The 18,898-nt window shown below is 65.0% G+C and carries 19 protein-coding genes; 12 read left to right on the top strand and 7 right to left on the bottom strand.

Going from position 1 to position 18,898, the window contains the following annotated elements; all coding sequences use genetic code 11:
* The 5 genes from trpC to AC1DWU_RS07670 form a co-directional block, all read right to left on the bottom strand.
* Complete coding sequence (gene trpC / locus AC1DWU_RS07690) at positions 1 to 792, bottom strand: indole-3-glycerol phosphate synthase TrpC (protein WP_477149376.1); 792 nt, start codon at positions 790 to 792, stop codon at positions 1 to 3.
* Between the two features lie 3 nt (positions 793 to 795).
* On the bottom strand, positions 796 to 1,815 hold the full coding sequence (gene trpD, locus AC1DWU_RS07685; RefSeq protein ID WP_477149375.1) for an anthranilate phosphoribosyltransferase: 1,020 nt from the start codon (positions 1,813 to 1,815) through the stop codon (positions 796 to 798).
* Positions 1,812 to 2,408: an anthranilate synthase component II gene (locus AC1DWU_RS07680; protein WP_477149374.1), complete on the bottom strand. Its 597-nt coding sequence runs from the start codon at positions 2,406 to 2,408 to the stop codon at positions 1,812 to 1,814. The genes trpD and AC1DWU_RS07680 overlap by 4 nt, the downstream gene beginning before the upstream one ends.
* A 98-nt stretch (positions 2,409 to 2,506) precedes the next feature.
* Complete coding sequence (trpE, locus tag AC1DWU_RS07675; protein ID WP_477149373.1) at positions 2,507 to 4,018, bottom strand: anthranilate synthase component I; 1,512 nt, start codon at positions 4,016 to 4,018, stop codon at positions 2,507 to 2,509.
* Positions 4,015 to 5,889, bottom strand: a complete 1,875-nt coding sequence (locus tag AC1DWU_RS07670) for a peptidylprolyl isomerase (protein WP_477149372.1) — start codon at positions 5,887 to 5,889, stop codon at positions 4,015 to 4,017. The genes trpE and AC1DWU_RS07670 overlap by 4 nt, the downstream gene beginning before the upstream one ends.
* Positions 5,890 to 6,021: 132 nt before the next feature.
* On the opposite strand from AC1DWU_RS07670, the gene tpiA reads away from it, so the two are divergent.
* The 6 genes from tpiA to AC1DWU_RS07640 all read left to right on the top strand — a co-directional run bounded on the left by tpiA (position 6,022) and on the right by AC1DWU_RS07640 (position 10,497).
* Positions 6,022 to 6,777, top strand: a complete 756-nt coding sequence (gene tpiA, locus AC1DWU_RS07665; RefSeq protein ID WP_477149371.1) for a triose-phosphate isomerase — start codon at positions 6,022 to 6,024, stop codon at positions 6,775 to 6,777.
* 104 nt (positions 6,778 to 6,881) lie between these two features.
* Positions 6,882 to 7,385, top strand: a complete 504-nt coding sequence (secG, locus tag AC1DWU_RS07660) for a preprotein translocase subunit SecG (RefSeq protein ID WP_477149370.1) — start codon at positions 6,882 to 6,884, stop codon at positions 7,383 to 7,385.
* Between the two features lie 127 nt (positions 7,386 to 7,512).
* Complete coding sequence (locus AC1DWU_RS07655; RefSeq protein ID WP_477149369.1) at positions 7,513 to 9,141, top strand: CTP synthase; 1,629 nt, start codon at positions 7,513 to 7,515, stop codon at positions 9,139 to 9,141.
* A complete protein-coding gene (locus AC1DWU_RS07650; RefSeq protein ID WP_477149368.1) occupies positions 9,141 to 9,638 on the top strand; it encodes a GNAT family N-acetyltransferase in 498 nt (165 codons plus the stop codon). Before AC1DWU_RS07655 ends, AC1DWU_RS07650 begins: the two co-directional genes overlap by 1 nt.
* A gap of 17 nt (positions 9,639 to 9,655) precedes the next feature.
* Positions 9,656 to 9,835, top strand: coding sequence for a DUF4169 family protein (locus tag AC1DWU_RS07645; protein WP_477149367.1), 180 nt, complete (start codon positions 9,656 to 9,658; stop codon positions 9,833 to 9,835).
* Positions 9,836 to 10,017: 182 nt separating this feature from the next.
* Positions 10,018 to 10,497, top strand: a complete 480-nt coding sequence (locus AC1DWU_RS07640; protein ID WP_477149366.1) for a glutathione peroxidase — start codon at positions 10,018 to 10,020, stop codon at positions 10,495 to 10,497.
* Here AC1DWU_RS07640 and AC1DWU_RS07635 read toward each other — a convergent pair.
* Positions 10,494 to 10,652 carry a hypothetical protein gene (locus AC1DWU_RS07635; protein WP_477149365.1) on the bottom strand — a complete coding sequence of 53 codons (159 nt, stop codon included), beginning with the start codon at positions 10,650 to 10,652 and terminating at the stop codon, positions 10,494 to 10,496. The genes AC1DWU_RS07640 and AC1DWU_RS07635 overlap by 4 nt on opposite strands.
* A 134-nt stretch (positions 10,653 to 10,786) precedes the next feature.
* On the bottom strand, positions 10,787 to 11,962 hold the full coding sequence (locus tag AC1DWU_RS07630; RefSeq protein ID WP_477149364.1) for a type III PLP-dependent enzyme domain-containing protein: 1,176 nt from the start codon (positions 11,960 to 11,962) through the stop codon (positions 10,787 to 10,789).
* Between the two features lie 210 nt (positions 11,963 to 12,172).
* Here AC1DWU_RS07630 and AC1DWU_RS07625 point away from each other — a divergent pair, with 210 nt between their 5' ends.
* The 6 genes from AC1DWU_RS07625 (at position 12,173) to AC1DWU_RS07600 (ending at position 18,833) form a co-directional block, all read left to right on the top strand.
* A complete protein-coding gene (locus tag AC1DWU_RS07625; protein WP_477149363.1) occupies positions 12,173 to 13,654 on the top strand; it encodes a DegQ family serine endoprotease in 1,482 nt (493 codons plus the stop codon).
* A complete protein-coding gene (locus AC1DWU_RS07620) occupies positions 13,654 to 14,970 on the top strand; it encodes a replication-associated recombination protein A (protein ID WP_477149362.1) in 1,317 nt (438 codons plus the stop codon). The genes AC1DWU_RS07625 and AC1DWU_RS07620 overlap by 1 nt, the downstream gene beginning before the upstream one ends.
* 137 nt (positions 14,971 to 15,107) lie before the next feature.
* Positions 15,108 to 15,767, top strand: a complete 660-nt coding sequence (locus AC1DWU_RS07615) for a YqiJ family protein (RefSeq protein WP_477149416.1) — start codon at positions 15,108 to 15,110, stop codon at positions 15,765 to 15,767.
* 6 nt (positions 15,768 to 15,773) lie between these two features.
* The gene (locus AC1DWU_RS07610) at positions 15,774 to 17,414 is read left to right on the top strand and encodes a flotillin family protein (protein ID WP_477149361.1); all 1,641 of its coding nucleotides are present in this window, start codon (positions 15,774 to 15,776) and stop codon (positions 17,412 to 17,414) included.
* Positions 17,415 to 17,472: 58 nt separating this feature from the next.
* A complete protein-coding gene (gene crcB, locus AC1DWU_RS07605) occupies positions 17,473 to 17,850 on the top strand; it encodes a fluoride efflux transporter CrcB (protein ID WP_477149360.1) in 378 nt (125 codons plus the stop codon).
* Entirely contained in the window at positions 17,847 to 18,833 is a 987-nt protein-coding gene (locus tag AC1DWU_RS07600) for an RluA family pseudouridine synthase (RefSeq protein WP_477149359.1), read from the top strand. The genes crcB and AC1DWU_RS07600 overlap by 4 nt, the downstream gene beginning before the upstream one ends.
* Positions 18,834 to 18,898 lie beyond the last annotated feature (65 nt).

The following is an 18,898-nucleotide window of genomic DNA, read 5'->3' as shown; positions in this document are numbered from 1 at the left end:
TCAGCCGCGCAGCAGCTTGATGGTCGCGGCAGTGACGTCGTCCTGCCGCATCAGACTCTCGCCGACGAGGAAGGTCCCGATGCCCGCCTGCTCGAGCCGGACCAGGTCGGCATGCGTGTTGACGCCGCTCTCCGATACCAGGTGCACGCCGTCCGGCACGCCGCCGGCCAGCGTCACCGAGGTGTTCAGCGTCGTCTCGAAGGTACGGAGATTGCGGTTGTTGATGCCGATGAACTCGGCGTTCAGCCCGAGCGCGCGGTCTAGTTCGATCTGGTCGTGCACTTCCACTAGTGCGTCCATCCGCCATTCCTCGGCAGCGTCGAGCAGGTAGCGCGCCGTGTCGTCGGTCACTGCCGCGAGGATCACCAGGATGCAGTCGGCGCCCCAAGCGCGGCTCTCGGCCACCTGGTAGGTCTCGAAAAGGAAGTCCTTGCGTAGCACCGGGAGTCTCGTCGCGTTACGCGCTTCGATCAGGTAGCCCGGCGCCCCTTGGAAGCTCGGGCGATCGGTGAGCACCGACAGGCACGCGGCGCCGCCGAGCTCATAAGCACGCGCGATCTCGGCCGGGTTGAAGTCCTGGCGGATCAGCCCCTTGGACGGGCTTGCCTTCTTTACTTCGGCAATCAGCGCGAACTGCTTTTCTGCGCGCTTTTTCTTCAGCGCCGAGAGGAACCGGCGGACCGGCGGCGCGTCATGCGCTTCGGCCACCACTTCGTTCCAGGGCCGGAGGGTCTTCGCCGCAGCGATCTCCTCGCGTTTGTAGACTTCGATCTGCGAGAGGATGTCGGACATGGATCAACTGTTCGAAACGGAAATGAGTTTGTCGAGGGTGGCTTTGGCCCGGCCGGAGTCGATCTCGCGGGCGGCGAGGTCGGCACCCAGCTTCAGCGTATCGGCGCGACCCGCGACGATGAAGGCGGCAGCGGCGTTGAGCAGCACGATATCGCGGTAGGGGTCCTTGACCCCATCCAGCAGCCCGCGCAGCCGCGACGCGTTGTAGGCCGGGTCGGCGCCCTTCAGGTCCGCCATGGTGGCGCGGGGCAGGCCTGCGTCCTCCGGCGTGATCTCGAAGCTGCGGAGGTCGCCGCCCTTGATTGAGGCGACGAAGCTCGGGCCCGTGGTCGAAAGCTCGTCGATGCCATCGGCGCCATGCACGACCCAGGCCGAGATGGCGCGGTTGGCGAGCAGCGCTGCGGCGACCGGCTCGACCCACTTCTTGTCGTAGACGCCGAGCATGTAGCGGCGTGCACCTGCCGGGTTGGACTGCGGCCCCAGCAGGTTGAACATGGTGCGAGTGCCCATCTCCATGCGAGTGGGGCCGACATGCTTCATCGCCGGGTGGTGCGCCGGCGCGAACATGAAGCCGATGCTGGCTTCGCGGATGCACTGGCTGATCTTGTCCGGCCCGATATCGGTCTTGATCCCGAGCGCCTGCAGCACATCCGAGGCTCCCGACCTCGAGCTCAGCGCGCGGTTGCCGTGCTTGGCCACCGGAACGCCCGCGCCCGCCACGACGATCGAGGTCGCGGTCGAGATGTTCAGCGTTTCTGCGCCGTCGCCGCCGGTGCCGACGATGTCGATGATGCTGTCCGGCGCATCGACCGCCACCGGCACCATCTTGTCGCGCAGGATCGACACGGCCGCGGCGATCTCGCCTACCGTCTCGCCCTTGACCCGCATCCCCATCAGGAACGCGCCGATCTGGCTGGGAGTCGCCTCGCCATCCATGATCGTGGTCATCACCGAGCGCATCTCTTCGCCTGTCAGATCCTGGCGCGACGCGATCTTGTTCAGAGCCCCCTTGATGTCCATCACGCGGCCTTCCTGAGGTTGAAGTCGCGGGCGATGTTGAGGAAATTCTGCAGGATCGCGTGCCCGTTCTCCGACGCGATGCTCTCGGGGTGGAACTGCACGCCGTGGCTCGGATAGCGCCGGTGCTGCATGCCCATGATCAGTCCATCATCGGTGGACGCCGTAACCTCGAGCACGTCGGGCAGGCTTTCCGGCCTGACGATCAGCGAGTGGTAGCGCGTCGCCTCAAAGCCGGAATTGAGGCCGCGGAACAGGCCCTTGCCGCTGTGATTGATCTTCGACGTCTTGCCATGCATCAGGTGTGGCGCGCGGATCACCTCGCCACCCATCGCCTGGCCAAGCGCCTGGTGCCCGAGGCACACGCCGAGGATCGGTGTCGTCGGGGCAAACCGGTCGATCAGGCTGAGGCAGATGCCGGCCGTGTCAGGCGTTGCCGGGCCCGGTGACAGCACGATGGCCTCAGGCGCCAGCGCGTCGATTTGATCGAGGGTGATCTTGTCGTTCCGCCACACCTCGGACTCGCCGCCCAACTCGCCCAGAAAGTGGACGAGGTTGTAGGTGAAGCTGTCGTAGTTATCGATGACGAGGAGGCGCATGTCTCAGGTTCCAGGCTCGGACGTTATGTAAAACACCGGGTCATTCCCGCGAAAGCGGAAATGTCAGAATCAGAGCTGCCCCCGCCATCGTAGATTGCTCATTGGCCCACCCGCGCTTCGCCGGCGTAGCGGAGCGCCTCTTCGGCCGCGCTGAACAGGGCACGGGCCTTGTTCTCGCACTCGAGCTGCTCGAGCTCGGCCTTGCTGTCGGCGACGATGCCCGCACCGGCCTGCACGTAGATCTTGCCGTTCGAGACGATCGCCGTGCGCAGCACGATGCAAGTGTCCATCGTTCCATCTGCACCGAAGTAGCCGACGCAGCCGCCATAGATGCCGCGGCGCGATTTCTCCAGCTCGTCGATGATCTCCATCGCCCGCACCTTCGGCGCACCCGACACGGTGCCCGCCGGGAAGCCTGCAGCCAACGCGTCGACGAAATCGTGCTTCGGGTCGAGGTCACCAACGACGTTCGAGACGATGTGCATGACGTGCGAGTAGTACTCGAGGAAGAACTTGTCCGTAACCTCGACGCTACCGATCTTGGCGACCCGGCCGACATCGTTGCGGCCGAGGTCCAGCAGCATCAGGTGTTCGGCCAGTTCCTTTGGATCGCTCAGAAGTTCGTCAGCCAGTTCCTTGTCGCGCGTCGGGGTGGCGCCGCGCTTGCGGGTGCCGGCGATCGGCCGGATGTTGACCTTGCCGTTTTCGACCTTCACCAGGATTTCCGGGCTCGAGCCCGCGACGGCGAAATCGCCGAAATCCAGCATGTACATGTAGGGCGAAGGGTTGGTGCGGCGCAGCGCGCGATAGAGCGCCGTCGGCGGCAGCGTGAACTCCGCCTCGAAGCGCTGGCTCAGCACCACCTGGAAGATGTCGCCGGCCCGGATGTACTCCTTAGCGTCCTCGACCATCCGCGCGTACTCGGCGACCGAGGTGTTGGACTTCACGGCGATCGAGTCGATATCCGGCGGCGTCGAGGTGTAGGGCAGGGTGCGCCCCATTCGGCCGACGGCATCGTCGATCCGGCTCTGCGCGCCCTCCCAGGCCTGCTTGGCCGTCACCCCGGGGCGGATGTAGACCGGCGCGGTGAGATAGAGCTCGTCCTTCAGCGTGTCGAATACGGCCAGCACGGTCGGTCGCATCAGGATCGCTTCCGGGAACCCCAGCGGGTCCTCGTGACGATCCGGCAGCACCTCCATCAGGCGCACCATGTCATAGCCGAGATAGCCGTAGATGCCGGCTGCAGTGGACGGCAGGCCCGGCGGCACTTCCGCCTGACTCTCGGCCACCAGAGAGCGCAGCACATCGAGCGGCGGCTCGCTGACCGGCACGAAAGCGTCCGGCGTCAACCCGGCGTTGCGGTTGATGCTCGCCTGGCCTTTCTCGACCTTCAGGATGATGTCCGGGTCGAACCCGATCATCGAGTAGCGGCCGACCGTCGCGCCGTCCTGCACGCTTTCGAGGAGGAACGTATTCTTCCGCCCCTCGGCGAGCTTCAGGTAGGCGCCGATCGGCGTCTCCAGATCCGCCACGACGCGGCGGAAGACGATCTGAGCGCGACCAGCGTCGTAGCCGGAAGCGAAGGCCCCAAACTGGTCGTCAGTGGTCATTTCAGGGCGCCGGTGTCGGTAAGCTGCCTGAGCACCTGATCGTTGATCCGCATGCCGGCCTCGGACTTCAACCCGGTCAGGAAGTCGGCATACAGGGCGTCGCGTCCCGACTCCTCGACATACTTCTTGATGTCGGCCGGGGCCTCGGCGACGCCGGCATTCACTTCGACCACCTGGAACACCACGTGGTCGCCGTCGCCGTTGATGGCCGAGCCGAAATGCGTCGGCCCGCCGTTGAAGATCTCGTTGGCAACGGTCTGGTTCAGCACCGAGGTTCCGTCGCCCGAACGCTTCAGCGGCTGGCTGAGGATCGGGAACTGGCCGATGCCCGTGGCCACGTCGGCAAACGGCGTGCCCGCCTTCAGCTGGTCCGTCAGCTTGGCAACTTCAGCGACGAGCGCCTCGTCGGTCTTGGCGTTGGTCCAGGCGGTAGCCACGGCATCGTGCACTTCGGCCAGCGTCTGGTCGCGCGCATCGTCTACCTTCTTCAGGTCGAACCAGACATTGCGGTTGGAGCTCAGCTGGATGGTCGGAGCGAGGTCGCCCAGTTCGGCCTTGAACACGGCGTCGGCGATGCGGGTCGCATCCTCGGGCGGGATATCGGGGCTGGTGGCCAGTTCAGCGCCGCCTTCGGTCAGCGGGACGCTGAAGGTGTTCAGCCCGAAGCGAGCAGCAATTTCGGGGAGCGGTTTGAAGGCGGCCCTCAGCTCCTCGATCTGGTCCAGGATGTCCGCGTACTCATTGCGAGCCTGGGTCAGTGCCAGTTGTTTGGCGATCTCGGCCTTCGAGTCCTCGAGGCTGATCGCGCCGCCCGGCTCGATGGCCGAAACGGTGATGGCGCGCTTCGAACCGATGCCCTCGATGATCACGAAATCGTTGAGCGCGAGCCCAAACGCCGCGTCAGCGAGGCTGGTGTCCGTAACCTCATTCTTGCTGAGGGTGCCCAGATCCTGCGCGGTGGCGCCGGTCGCGGTGAGGATGTCGGCGAATGGCGTGCCGGCAGCCTTGCCGTCGGTAAAGGCTTTCTCGAGTTCGGGCGTCGTCAGCGCGACCTGCTTGATGGTGCGGCGCTCGATCTTCACCCGGCTGTCCTTGGTGCGCTCGTATTCGGCGGCGACCTCTTCGTCCGTGATCTTCTTGGTGGCGGCGATTGCATCGGGCGACAGCGCCAGCAGTTCCACGGTGCGGGTCGCCTTGGTACGGAAGTCGGCCTGGTGGTCCTTGAGGTAGGTCGCCAGCTCTTCTTCAGTCGGCTCGGCAACTGGGGGAAGGGCCTGGGCGTTCAGCACAAAATAGTCGACGGTTCGCGTGTCGGACGAAAATCGCGTCAAGAGCTCAGTCGCCGCGGCCGGCGAGGGTGAACCCGCGAACAGGCCGCTTGCCAGTTGCTGGCGCCGCGATGCCTTGGTCTGGAGATCGAAATACTCAGCTTCGGTAAGGCCGTTCTGCTGCAGGACGCGCAGGAAATTGTTGCGGTCGAAGGCGCCCAGCGTGCTCGAAAAGCTCGGGTCCTCGCGCAGCATCTTGCCAAGACGGTCGTCGGATACTCCGAGCCCCATATCCTCGCCGAACTTGTTGATGGCGGCTTCACCGGCCAGCCGATCCAGCACCATGCCCGGCACGCCGAACGTCACGGCCTCCTCGGCCGTCGGCACCCGGCCAATCTGCTGGGAGACCGCGTTGAGCTGCGTGTCATAGGCGCGCTGGTAGTCGCGGACCGAAATGTCCTGTCCCGCGACGGTGGCGACGGTGTTCGATCCAAAGCCGGTGATGACGTTCGAAATACCGAACCCCGCCAGGCCGACGATCAGAAAAGCACCAAGAATCTTGCCGAACCAGGTCTTGGTCAGGTGGCGAAAGCTATCGAGCATCGAGACAAATCCAACAACAGCCGCCTCCCCGGCGGGCGGCGGATACTAGACAGGGTCGAGTTTGTGCCGCAAGGCACATGGAACGGGGGTTATGGGAAACTCCCACAATAGGCAAGTAGAAGGAGCGTCAAGGTGACGGCAGAGATCACGCCGCTGATCGCGGGCAACTGGAAGATGAATGGCACCACCGCCTTACTGGGCGAGGTGCAGAAGCTCGCGAGCCTCCTGACACAGGGCGGCGGCCCGCGCTGCACCGTGGTGATCTGCCCGCCGTCAACGCTCCTCGAACGGCTCAACGAACTGGCCTCTCCGGCAGGCATCGTCACCGGCGGTCAGGATTGCCACCCGGCTGCCAGCGGCGCCCATACTGGCGATGTCAGTGCCCAGATGCTCTCCGATGCGGGGGCGCAATATGTCATCGTCGGGCACTCCGAGCGCCGGACCAACCATGGCGAAACCGATGAGCTGGTGCAGCTCAAGGCACTGGCTGCCCATGCAGCGGGGCTGGTGCCGATCATCTGCGTAGGCGAAACCGAGGCCCAGCGCGATGCCGGCGAGGCGGAGAGCGTCGTCGCGGCCCAGCTCGCCGGGTCCATTCCCGACGATTGGGCGGGGCATCAGATCGTCGTCGCCTATGAGCCCGTCTGGGCCATCGGTACCGGCCGCACGCCCAGCTCAGCTGACATCGCGGAGATGCACGACGCCATCCGCACCCGCCTGGTAACCCGCTTCGGCGAGCACGGGGCCGCGACCCGCATCCTCTATGGCGGCTCAATGAAACCGTCGAACGCCAGCGAGATCCTGCGCATCTCGAACGTCAATGGCGGGTTGGTCGGCGGCGCCAGCCTCTTGGCAAACGACTTCCACGCCATTATCTCCGCTGTCTAGAACAGGCATCCGGCGCCGATAGAAAGGCGGCGGATGGCGCTGGCATTTGTCTTGGCGCGCGTGTAGAAGGCGCGCCAACCCGATATCGAAAGCCTGAAGGTCCAATGGCCAACGTCCTGATCGTCGCCTATCTCCTGATCGTGCTCGCGCTGATTGCAGTCATCCTGCTGCAGCGGTCCGAGGGCGGCGGGCTCGGCATGGGTTCGAATTCCAACGGCCTGATCTCCGTTCGCGGCTCGGCGAACCTGCTGACCCGCACCACGGCGATCCTTGCCGCGCTGTTCTTCGCTTCGGCGATCGCGCTCACCGTGCTCTCCTCGGTGGACCGTGGCACCAGTTCGATCCTCGATCGCGCCAGCCAAGGCGGTGAGACGCCGACGACCGTGCTCGACGCCATCCAGCAGATGCAGCAGCAGACGCAGGGCGACCTGCCGGTTCCGGCCGGTGGCACTACCACTGCGCCCGCGACAACGACCACTCCGTCGACGACGACCGAGGGCGCGACGACCGCCCCGGCCACCGGATCCGATCTGCCTGTGCCGACGGAAACGGCTCCGGCCACCGGGACGCCGGCAACGACAGAACAACCAGCGGCGCCCGCCAACTGAGGCCGCCGCGACAGCGAACCAAAGAAGGGGATGGCAACATCCCCTTCTTCTTTTTGTGTGGGGCCATGCCAACATGATCGGCATCGCCCTTGAGAATCAGAATTTCGACCGCTTAAGGTAAAAGCCCATGGCACGGTACGTTTTCATCACCGGCGGCGTGGTTTCCTCATTGGGTAAAGGCCTCGCTTCCGCGGCTCTCGGCGCGGTTCTGCAGGCTCGCGGCTATAAAGTCCGCCTGAGGAAACTCGACCCTTACCTCAACGTCGATCCGGGCACGATGTCGCCCACCCAGCACGGCGAGGTGTTCGTCACCGACGACGGCGCGGAAACCGACCTCGATCTCGGCCACTACGAGCGCTTCACCGGCCGCCACGCCAACAAGCGCGACAACATCACCACCGGCCGGATCTACTCCGACATCATCGCCAAGGAACGCCGCGGCGACTATCTCGGCGCCACCGTGCAGGTGATTCCGCACGTCACCGACGCTATCAAGGACTTCATCCGCGAGGGCAACGAGGATTTCGACTTCGTGCTCGTCGAAGTCGGCGGCACCGTCGGCGACATCGAGGGCCTGCCGTTTTTCGAGGCGATCCGCCAGTTCGGCAACGACCTGCCGCGCGGCCACGCCATCTACGTCCACCTGACGCTGATGCCGTTCATCCCGTCCGCCGGTGAACTGAAAACCAAGCCGACCCAGCACTCCGTCGCGACGCTGCGCTCGATCGGCATCGCGCCGGACATCCTGCTGATCCGCTGCGACCGGCCGATTCCGCAGTCGGAACGCAAGAAACTCGCGCTGTTCTGCAATGTGCGCGAAAGCGCCGTGATCCAGGGCCTCGACGTCGCCTCGATCTACGACGTGCCGCTAGCCTACCACAAGGAAGGCCTCGATCGCGAAGTGCTCGCTGCCTTTGGCATCGAGGACGCGCCGGCGCCCGATCTGCAGGCCTGGGAAGATGTGTCGTCCCGCCTCCACAATCCGGAGGGCGAGGTCAACATCGCCATCGTGGGCAAGTACACCGGTCTCAAGGACGCCTACAAATCGCTCAGCGAAGCGTTAGTGCATGGCGGGATCGCCAATCGCGTGAAGGTCAATCTCAACTGGATCGACTCCGAGATCTTCGAGCACGAGGACCCGGCGCCCTATCTCGAGCACATCCACGGCATCCTGGTGCCGGGTGGGTTCGGCGAGCGCGGTTCAGCCGGCAAGATCCAGGCGGCCCGTTTCGCGCGCCTCAAGGACGTTCCGTATTTCGGCATCTGCTTCGGCATGCAGATGGCGTGCATCGAAGCTGCGCGGAACACCGCCGGCATCAAGAACGCCAATTCCACCGAGTTCGGCCCGACCAAGGAACCGATCGTCGGCATCATGACCGAATGGGTCAAGGGTAACGAGCAGGTTACGCGGACCGCGGAAACTGATCTCGGTGGCACCATGCGGCTCGGCTCCTATCCGGCCCAGCTCGCCAAGGGATCTCGCGTGGCCGATATCTACGGCTCGACCCGGATCGCCGAGCGGCACCGCCACCGCTATGAAGTGAACATGAACTACCGCAAGGTGCTCGAGGCCAATGGCCTGCTGTTCTCCGGCGTCTCGCCCGACGGCAAGCTGCCGGAGATCGTCGAGCGGACCGATCACCCGTGGTTCATCGGCGTGCAGTTCCACCCGGAGCTAAAGTCGAAGCCCTTCGAGCCGCACCCGCTCTTTGCCAGCTTCATCGAAGCGGCGAAGGAACAGAGCCGGCTGGTCTGATGGAAATCCGCACGGCGCGGCTGGTGCTGCGCCGCCCAAGGCCCGACGATCTGGATGCCTTCTTCTGGATCATGTCGGATGCTCGGGGTATGCGCTACTGGTCGACGCTTCCACACGCCGACCGTGAAGTCACCCGCAGCTGGCTCAATCAGAAGATCGAGCGGACGGCAGCGGGAGGCGAGGATTTTGCCATCGAGTTCGACGGCCGCATCATTGGCGACGTAGGCGCCGGACGCCTGCCGGATTTCGGCTTCATGATCCACCCCGAGTACTGGGGGAAGGGGATAGCCACCGAAGCGTCGGCGGCCTTCATCGACCACGTGTTCTCGAGCAAGCTGACCGACCAGTTGTTGGCCGATGTCGACCCGCGGAACGTCGCATCACTCCGGGTGCTGAAGAAGCTCGGCTTTGCCAGGACCGGCGAAGCCAAGAACACCTTTCTCCTCGGCGACGAATGGTGCGACAGTGTCTATCTGGCGCTGCCGCGCCCAAGCTGAGCCGACGGGAGCACGCAATGGCCGAGATCATTTCCCTCTCCAAAGCGCGCAAGGCCAAGGCTCGGCTGGCGAAAGAGCAGACTGCGTCCGAGAACCGCGCCAAGTTCGGGCGCACCAAGGCCGACAAGCAGCGCGATACGGCAGAGGCCGCGCGCAAAGGCAAGGGGCTGGACGGTCACCTGCTGAAAGATGAGTGATTCCGCGGCAATCGTCGCTGTGGAGCGCGCCATCGCCGCGGCGCATGTGAGCCTCCACCTCAAGCTTAGCTGGTCCGCCGGTACATGAGGAAGCCGTAAGAAAACTAACGGAAAAGCGACTGGACGCGACCATACGCGAGGAATAGGGCAGGGGCGTTGCCGCTCTTCCCCGGAGTATTACCGTGACCGTGCTTTACGATTTTTCCGCTCCGCTGCTCGGCGGGGCCGAGCAGCCATTGTCTGCCTATCGCGACAAGGTCGTCATGGTGGTCAACGTCGCCAGCAAGTGCGGCTTCACTCCGCAATATGCCGGTCTCGAGAAGCTCTACGAAACCTACAGGGATCGCGGCCTCGTCATCCTCGGCTTTCCGTGCAACCAGTTCGGTGACCAGGAGCCGGGCACCGAGAGCGAGATCGCGGCGTTCTGTGATCTCAACTACAACGTCACCTTCCCGCTCTTCGCCAAATCCGACGTAAACGGGCACGATGCGCTCCCGCTCTACAAGTGGCTGAAGCGCAAGGCGCCAGGGCTGCTCGGGCTGCAGAAGGTGGCCTGGAACTTCACCAAGTTCCTCGTCGATCGCAGCGGCAAGCAGGTGCAACGCTTCGCATCGGCCGTGGAGCCGGCCGACCTCGCCGGTTCGATCGAGAAGCTGCTCTAGCCTTTGTGATGCAGCCGCCGCCGCTCGTGCCGCGTCTCGTGACGCAGCTCGTGCTCGGCCACGCGGTCGACGATACGACCTCGCCAGAACAGCACTGCGCCCCAGGCTACAAAGCCCAGCAGCACCACCAGTCCCAAGACCACCCCACCAGGCATCTTCGCCACCTCATTTGGGTTGCTGGCGCCAGGATATGCCAGTCGCGGGGCGGTGAACAGGGGATCTCTGGAACAGACAAAAGGCCCGAGAGCTGGCGCTCACCGGGCCTCGCCACTTTGTCGATACCGGAGCCTTACTCCGGCTGCATGTCCTTGCCGGTGTAGACTTCGTCCACCCAGTACTGGTCGCGACGCCAGAAGCCGTTGAACGGGGTCAGCGAGGCCTGGGTGTAGGCACCCATCAGGCCGAACTCCACCCAGTCGTCCTCGTCGATGTCCGACGGGAGCGTGAACACCTGGGGCAGCACGTCGTAGCTGTCGCAGGTCGGGCCCCAGACGGTGAACTCGGAAAATTCCTGGTCGTTGTCGTGCAGACGCGGACCGCGCCAGACGCGCACCGGCGGGGTGAAGTGCATGAACTTCACTTCCATCAGCGAGCCGTAGGCGCCGTCATTCAGGTACACCGACTGGCCGCCGCGCTGATGCTTTACGCGCAGCAGCAGGGAGGTGGACGAGGTCACCAGCGCGCGGCCGGGCTCGATGATCAGCTCGGGCTTCGACTTGCCGAAGTTGTCCTTCACCGCCTGCGAGATGGTCTCGAAATAATAGTCCATCGGCGGCGCTTCGGAGGTCGGGTAGGGGGCCGGGTAGCCGCCGCCGATGTTGAGGCGCTTCAGCTCGATGCCCGACTCTTCGCAGATCTTCGCCGCGGCCGCGATGTGCCGCTCGTAGGCGTAGGCGTCCTCGCACTGGCTGCCGACGTGGAAGCACAGCGACGGGGTATAGCCCATCTGGTCCACGAGGCTGACGATCTCGGCAGCGCCGTCCTGCATGACGCCGAACTTGATGCCGAAATCGTACGACTTCAGCGCCTTGCCGGCCTTGAAGCGGGTGGTCACCTCGATGTCGCGCGAGGGCGACACCACCGCGGCCAGCTGGTCGAGCTGCTGCGGGTGGTCGATGGTGAAAGAGCGGACGCCGAACTCCTCGTAGGCGCGCTCGATCTCGCGCTTGTTCTTGATCGGGTTGTTGTAGTGCATCACCGCGCCGGGGGCGTAGTCGCGCACCAGCTCCATCTCCATGTTGGAGGCGACGTCGAAGGCCTTCAGGCCCTCTTCGTGCAGTTGCTTGATGATGTGCGGCGACGGGTTGCACTTGACCGCGTAGGTCAAGAGGCCGTCGAAGCCCTTCTTGAACACCTTGGTCGCCCGGTGCAGCTCCTTGGAGCAGAACAGGAAGCTCGGAAAATCCGGCTCTTCGCTGGCGATAAGCTGCGACGTGTTGGCGTAGACCGTGGTCGGCTCAGTCATTGGGCGGCTAACCTTTCAGGGGTCTTGTACGAGAAAGTCCTCGAGGGGCGAAAAGTGAGCGCTGCATATAGGGTCGATTGACCCACTGGGCAACGTCATATTTCAGGGATTACCAATCCGTAAGCCCAGCACCTAAAAGGCGCCAGATTCGCGGCGTTTGTCGGGTCATCGCAGCGCGTTGTCCGCGCGGTATCGCCTGAGGATGTGACGATGTCGAAACAGGGTTGGATCATGGCGCTCGGCGGGGTCGCCGCCGGTGCCGCACTGGTGTTCGGGTATGCGGAGATTTCGAGTCGAACGACGCCATCAGCGCCGGTCGCGATCGCTGCCCAGGCCGCTGAGACGGCGGCGCCGGAGACGAGGGCTGTGCCAGCCACCCGGACCGAGATGCAACTGAGCTTCGCGCCGGTGGTCAAGTCGGTGACGCCCTCCGTGGTCAACGTCTACGCCACGACCATAAGTCAGCAGGCGACGTCACCGTTCCTCAACGACCCATTCTTTTCGCAGTTCTTCGGCGGCGACAGCCCGTTCATGGACAGCCGCCCGCAGAAATCGCAATCGCTGGGCTCGGGCGTCATCGTCGATGGCGCCGGCGTCATTCTCACCAACCACCACGTGATCGAAGGCGCCACCGACATCCGCATCTCCACCAACGATGGGCACGAGTACGCCGTTGACCTGGCGCTCGACGACCCCAAAACCGATCTCGCCGTGCTGAAGGTGAAGGATGCCAAGGGCACTACCTTCCCGGCGCTGACCTTCGCCGATTCCGATCAGCTCGAAGTCGGCGACCTGGTGCTGGCCATCGGCAACCCGTTCGGCGTCGGCCAGACCGTCACCTCGGGCATCGTCTCGGCGCTGGCGCGCACTGGCGTTGAAAGCTCGAACTACGAGTTCTTCATCCAGACCGATGCCGCCATCAACCCCGGCAATTCCGGCGGTGCGCTGGTCGACCTGCAGGGCCATCTCGTGGGCGTCAACACCGCGATCGTCTCCCGCTCCGGCGGCTCGGTCGGCATCGGCTTCGCCATCCCCGCCAATATGGCGAAGCTCGTGGCCGAGACCGGCATCTCCGGCGGCGCGCTGGTCCGCCCATGGTTTGGCGCCCGCATGCAGCCGGTGACCGCCGATCTCGCCGACAGCCTCGGCCTTGGCCAGGCCCGCGGCGCGCTGATCAGCGAACTCGCGCCGGGCGGTCCCGCCGAGAAGGCCGGCTTCGCCGATGGCGACGTCATCCTCTCCGTCGATGGTTTCAACATCGAGCAGCCCAGCGCCTTCGATTTCCGCCTCGCCACCAAGCCGGTTGGCGCCACCGCGGACCTGCAGTACTTCCGCAGCGGCAAGACCGAGGACAAGATCATCACGCTGGAAGCCCCTCCGGGCGCCAGCAAGCCGGTGTCGGTCTCCGGTAACACGCGCTTCTCCGGCACGTCGGTCGAAACCGTTACGCCCGCCGTGGCGCAGGAACTGGGGCTGCCCTACGATACCCACGCGGTTTTGGTCCGCGGTGTCGAGTCCGGCTCCCCGGCTGACGACATGGGCCTCAGGGCCGGGGACCTGATCCTCAGCCTCAACGGCGACCCGACCGACAGCGCCGAGAGCTTCGCCAAGCTGGCCAACGATCGTCCGCAGAGTTGGCGCGTTGTGCTACAGCGGGGTGGCCGGATCGTCCGGGCCGAGGTGAGTGGTTGATGCTTTCGCTGTTCGATGATGCCGCGCCGCGTCCGCTCGCCGAGGCCCTGAGGCCGCAGCGGCTCGCCGACGTCATCGGGCAGGATCATCTGCTCGGGCCCAACGGTCCGATCGGCCGCATGGTCGCCGCCGGTCGCGTTTCGTCGTTCATCCTCTGGGGCCCACCCGGGGTCGGCAAGACGACGATTGCGCGGTTGGTCGCCAAAGAGGTCGGGCTCGACTTCGTGCAGCTGTCGGCAGTGCTCTCGGGCGTAGCCGACCTCCGCAAGGTCATCGCCGACGCCAAGGCGCTGCGCCTCGGGGCAGGCCGGCAGACGGTAATGTTCGTAGACGAACTCCACCGCTTCAACCGCACCACGCAGGACGCGCTCCTGCCCCACGTCGAGGATGGCACCGTCATCCTCATCGGCGCCACCACCGAGAACCCCAGTTTCTCGATGGTCGCAGCGCTCCTCTCGCGCGCCAAAGTCTACACCCTCCGCCGGTTCGAAAAGCCCGACCTCGCCATCCTCGCCGAACGCGCCGAGGCGCATGTCGGCCGCAAACTCCCGATCACAGCCGAAGCCCGCGACGCTTTGCTGGAGATGGCCGATGGCGATGGCCGCTACCTGATCGGCCTTGCCGAAGAGCTGTTCGCACTCCCCGAGGACGCGATGCTCGACGTCGCCGCGCTCGCCGAAACGGTCCAGAAGCGCGCCCCGGTCTACGACAAGGGGCAGGAGGAGCACTACAACCTGCTCAGCTGCTTCCATAAGAGCCTGCGCGGCTCCGATGTGCAGGCCGCCATGTATTGGGCACAGCGCATGCTGGTCGGCGGCGAGCACCCCGACACCATCTTCCGGCGTCTCGCCTGCGCCGCCTCCGAGGATGTCGGCATGGCCGACCCGCAGGCGATGGTGCAGGTGATCACCGCCTGGAACGCCTTCGAGCGCACCGGCTTCCCCGAGGGCGAGCTGTTCATGGCGCAGGCCATCGCCTATGTCGCGACCGCACCCAAGTCCAACGCCGCCATGGTCGGCTTTGCCAACGCCAAGGCGCTGGCCCAGCAGACCGGTTCGCTGCCGCCGCCCAAGCACATCCTCAACGCCCCGACCAAGCTCATGAAGGAGCTCGGCTACAACAAGGGCTACCGCTACGACCACGACTATCCGGATGCTTATTCCGGCCAAGAGTTCTTCCCGGACGAACTCGCCGGTGACAGGCGGCCGGAGTTCTACCAGCCGAACGAACGCGGCTTCGAACGCGAGGTGATCAAGCGCCTCGATTTCTGGTCGAGCCGCCGCGAACAGCGCCGCGAGGAGGAGGGAGACAACTAGCGCTCCCGCCTTTGCTTGGCGGCATCTGAACAACCAAGATTAGCCATATCGAGAATCCGCGCCCCGAAGTCCTTGCGCCCCATGGAAAACTGTCACAACAGTCCCATATGACCTGAAGGGATCAGGGGAGGGGCCAGATAGAACTGTTCGCGCCGGAGTTCGCACCGTTCACGGTTGCATTGATCGTCATGCTGGCGATCGGCGTGATCGAGTTGCTATCCCTCCTCATCGGCTTTTCACCCTCCGCCTCCATCGAAGCGGCGCTGCCGGGCATCGATGTTTCCGACCTCGATGCGCCCGAGCTCAGCGGCGCCGAAGTCGGCCCGCTCTCCCATGTTCTCAGCTGGTTCTCGGTCGGGAGGCTGCCGTTCCTCGCGCTGCTCGTCATCTTCCTCACCGGGTTCGCGCTCTCGGGCTATCTCGTCCAGTGGGTGGTAACCGGAGCCGCCGGCAACCCGCTGAGCCCCTGGCTAGCCGCCGTACCGGCCGTTGCCGGCGCCAGCTTCGCCACGCGCCACCTCGGCCGCTGGCTCGGCGACATCTTCCCCCGGGATCAGTCCGAGGCGGCCAGCCGGTCCGAGCTCGTCGGCAGCTACGCAACCATCATTCGCGGCGAGGCTAAGCAGGGCCAACCTGCCGAGGCCAAAACTACCGACCTTCGCGGTCGCACCCATTACATCCTGCTCGAGCCCGGCGAGCCGGGCTCGACCTATGCCGCGGGCGACCGCGTCTTCATCGTCGGTCGCGACAAGAACGTCTATCGCGCCATCACCCGCCTCACCCCGCCACAGGAATAGCCCCGCATGTACGACCAGCTCATTTCGACCCTGATCGTGGCCGCCATCATCATCGTCGCGATCTTCGTGATCGGCATGATCATTGCCCGGCTCTATCGCCGCGCCAGCAAGGAAGTGTCTTTCGTCCGCACCGGCTTCGGCGGGCAGAAGGTGATCATGAACGGCGGCGCCCTGGTGCTGCCGGTGCTGCATGAAACCATCCCAGTCAACATGAACACCCTCCGCCTCGAAGTGGTGCGCACTGCCGAGCAGGCCCTGATCACCAAGGATCGCATGCGCGTCGACGTGCAGGCTGAGTTCTACGTCCGCGTGCAGCCGACCGCCGAGGCCATTGCCGACGCGGCCCAGACGCTGGGCCGCCGCACCATGGAGCCGCAGGCGCTGAAGGAGCTGGTCGAAGGCAAGTTCGTCGATGCGCTCCGGGCCGTCGCCGCCGAGATGGCGATGGAGGAGCTGCACGAGCAGCGGGTCAACTTCGTCCAGAAGGTGCAAGCCGCGGTCTCTGAGGACATTCTCAAGAACGGCCTTGAGCTCGAGTCGGTGTCGCTTACCGGCCTCGACCAGACCAATCGCGAATTCTTCAATCCCAACAACGTGTTCGACGCCGAAGGTCTCACCAAGATGACCGAGGCGATCGAGGACCGGCGCAAGACCCGCAACGAGATCGAGCAGAACACCCAGGTGGCCATCGCGCGCAAGAACCTCGAGGCGCAGCAGGAGCAATTCACGATCACCCGTGACTCCGAGTACGCCCGCCTCAACAACGAGCGCGAAATCGCCATCCGCATCGACCAGCAGAACGCCGAGATCGAAAGCCTCCGCGCCCAGCGCGCTACCGAAGCCGAGGCCGCGCGTACCCTCTCGCGCCAGCAGATGAAGGAAGCGGCGATCAAGGCCGACCAGGCCATCGCCATCTCCGAGCAGACCAGCGCCACCGCGGTGGCCGCCAAGTCCGAGGAGCAGTCGAAGGCTGAGGCCAAGGCCGACGTCGCCCGTGCTCTGGCCGCCAAGGCCGCCGAAGAGGTGGAGACGGCGCGAATGACCGAGGTGGCCGAGCGCACCAAGCGCATCCAGTTGATCGAAGCCGAGCAGGAGGCCCAAAAGGCCTCGATCAACATCGTGGTCTCCTCCGACGCCGAAAAGCAGGCCGCCAAGAACCGCGCCGAAGCGGCACGCACGCTGGCCCAAGGCGAGGCGGAAGCCGCCAAGCTCAGGGCCGCCGCCACCGAGGTCACCTACGCGGTCGAGGCCGAAGGCAAGCAGAAGCTCAACGAGGCCGCCAACCACCTGTCGCCCGAGCAGATCGCCATGAACATCCGCATGGCCCTCATTCAGGCCCTACCGTCAATCATAGCCGAGTCCGTCAAGCCGATGGAGAACATCGAGGGGATCAAGATCCTGCACGTCGATGGCCTGTCGGGTGGCGGCGGCGGCAATGGTGGGATGAACGGCCATGCCGGCGGTGGGATCGCTGATCAGGCGGTCGATGCCGCGTTGCGCTACCGCAGCCAGGCGCCGCTGATCGATGCGCTCCTTGCCGAACTCGGCCTCAAGGGCGGCACGCTCAGCGGCCTGGTCTCGTCGGCGGTCGCCCCGGCGCTCGATATCGACGGCGATGACGACGAACAGGCAGCTTCGGCGACCTGACGCAAACCGCCTCGCATAGGGCTGGTCTTCCGCGGGCGCTGCCCGTAGAAGTCAGCCCATGCAAGCTTATCTTCTCGTTGGAATTGGCGGCGCGCTTGGCGCCTTGGCGCGCTTTGGTGCGCAGAACTGGATCGGCGCGCTCGCCAACGGCTTCCCGGTGGCGACGTTCCTCGTCAACATCGCCGGGTCGATCGCTATGGGCGTGCTGATCGGCGTCCTCGCCAAGTTCACGCCGCAGTACCAGAACGAGATTCGGCTGTTCGTCGCCGTGGGCATCTTCGGCGGCTTCACCACCTTCTCGAGCTTCTCGCTCGACGCCATCACGATGATCGAGCGCGGCGATGTCATGCTGGCGGCGATCTACATCGTCGGCTCGGTGCTGCTGTCGCTTGCCGGCCTCTGGATGGGCATGCTGGCCATGCGGGTGATTGCATGAGCGGCGTACGACAGCAGACCGTCGCTCGCGACGAAGACGGCATGCGGCTCGACCGCTGGTTCGCGACGCACTTTCCTCAGGTCACCTTCGGTCACCTCCAGAAGCTGTTGCGCTCGGGCCAGATCCGCGTCGACAGCGGCCGGGTGAAGGCCAATGCCCGCCTTGCCGCCGGGCAGGTCGTCCGCGTGCCGCCGATCGAAGCCGCGCCGGAGCGGGCCGAAGGCGAGATCAACTCGAAGGATGCCGAGTTCCTGCGCGACATCATCCTCTATGAGGACGACGACCTCTACGTGTTCAACAAGCCGCACGGCCTCGCCTCGCAGGGCGGCAGCGGCACGAAGCGCCACATGGATGCGCTGCTGAAGAGCCTCCCGAACAAGAAGGGCGAGGCGCCGCGGCTGGTCCACCGCCTCGACCGCGATACCTCGGGCTGCCTCGTCGTCGCCAAGACCAAGGCGGCTGCGGCGCATTTCGGCGAGGTGTTCTCGTCGCGCCAGGCCCGCAAGATCTACTGGGCCGTGGTGTGGGGCAACCCGCACCCCAAGCAGGGCTCGATCTCCTGCTTCCTTGCGAAGCAGGCGACTACCGATGGCGAACAGATGGTGGTGGTGCCACAGGGCACGCCCGGCGCGCAGCATTCGATGAGCTACTACTCGACCACCGACACCGCCGCCCGCCGCTTCGCCTGGGTGACACTGAAGCCGGTAACCGGGCGCACGCACCAACTGCGCGTGCACATGGCGCAGTTGCACAACCCGATCATGGGCGATCCGCGCTACTTCAACATCGAGAACTGGGAAGCGCCGGAGCAGATCAGCAAGGGCCTGCACCTGCACGCCCGCCGCATCCGGCTGCCGCTGAAGAGCGGCCAGTTCCTCGACGTCTCCGCGCCGCTGCCGCCGCACATGCAGGCGACGTTCGACGTGCTCGGCTTCGATGCCGACCGCTACGACGCGCAGGACCAGGACCCCGAGCAGGACTGATCAAATCGGCGCGAGCGCCGGACGAAACGTCGGCCTCGTGTGTTCACCTGTCGCGGCCCATTGCG

The sequence above is a fragment of the Devosia sp. P2_G7 genome (assembly GCF_056403495.1).
This window is presented reverse-complemented; position numbering and strand designations above follow the sequence as displayed.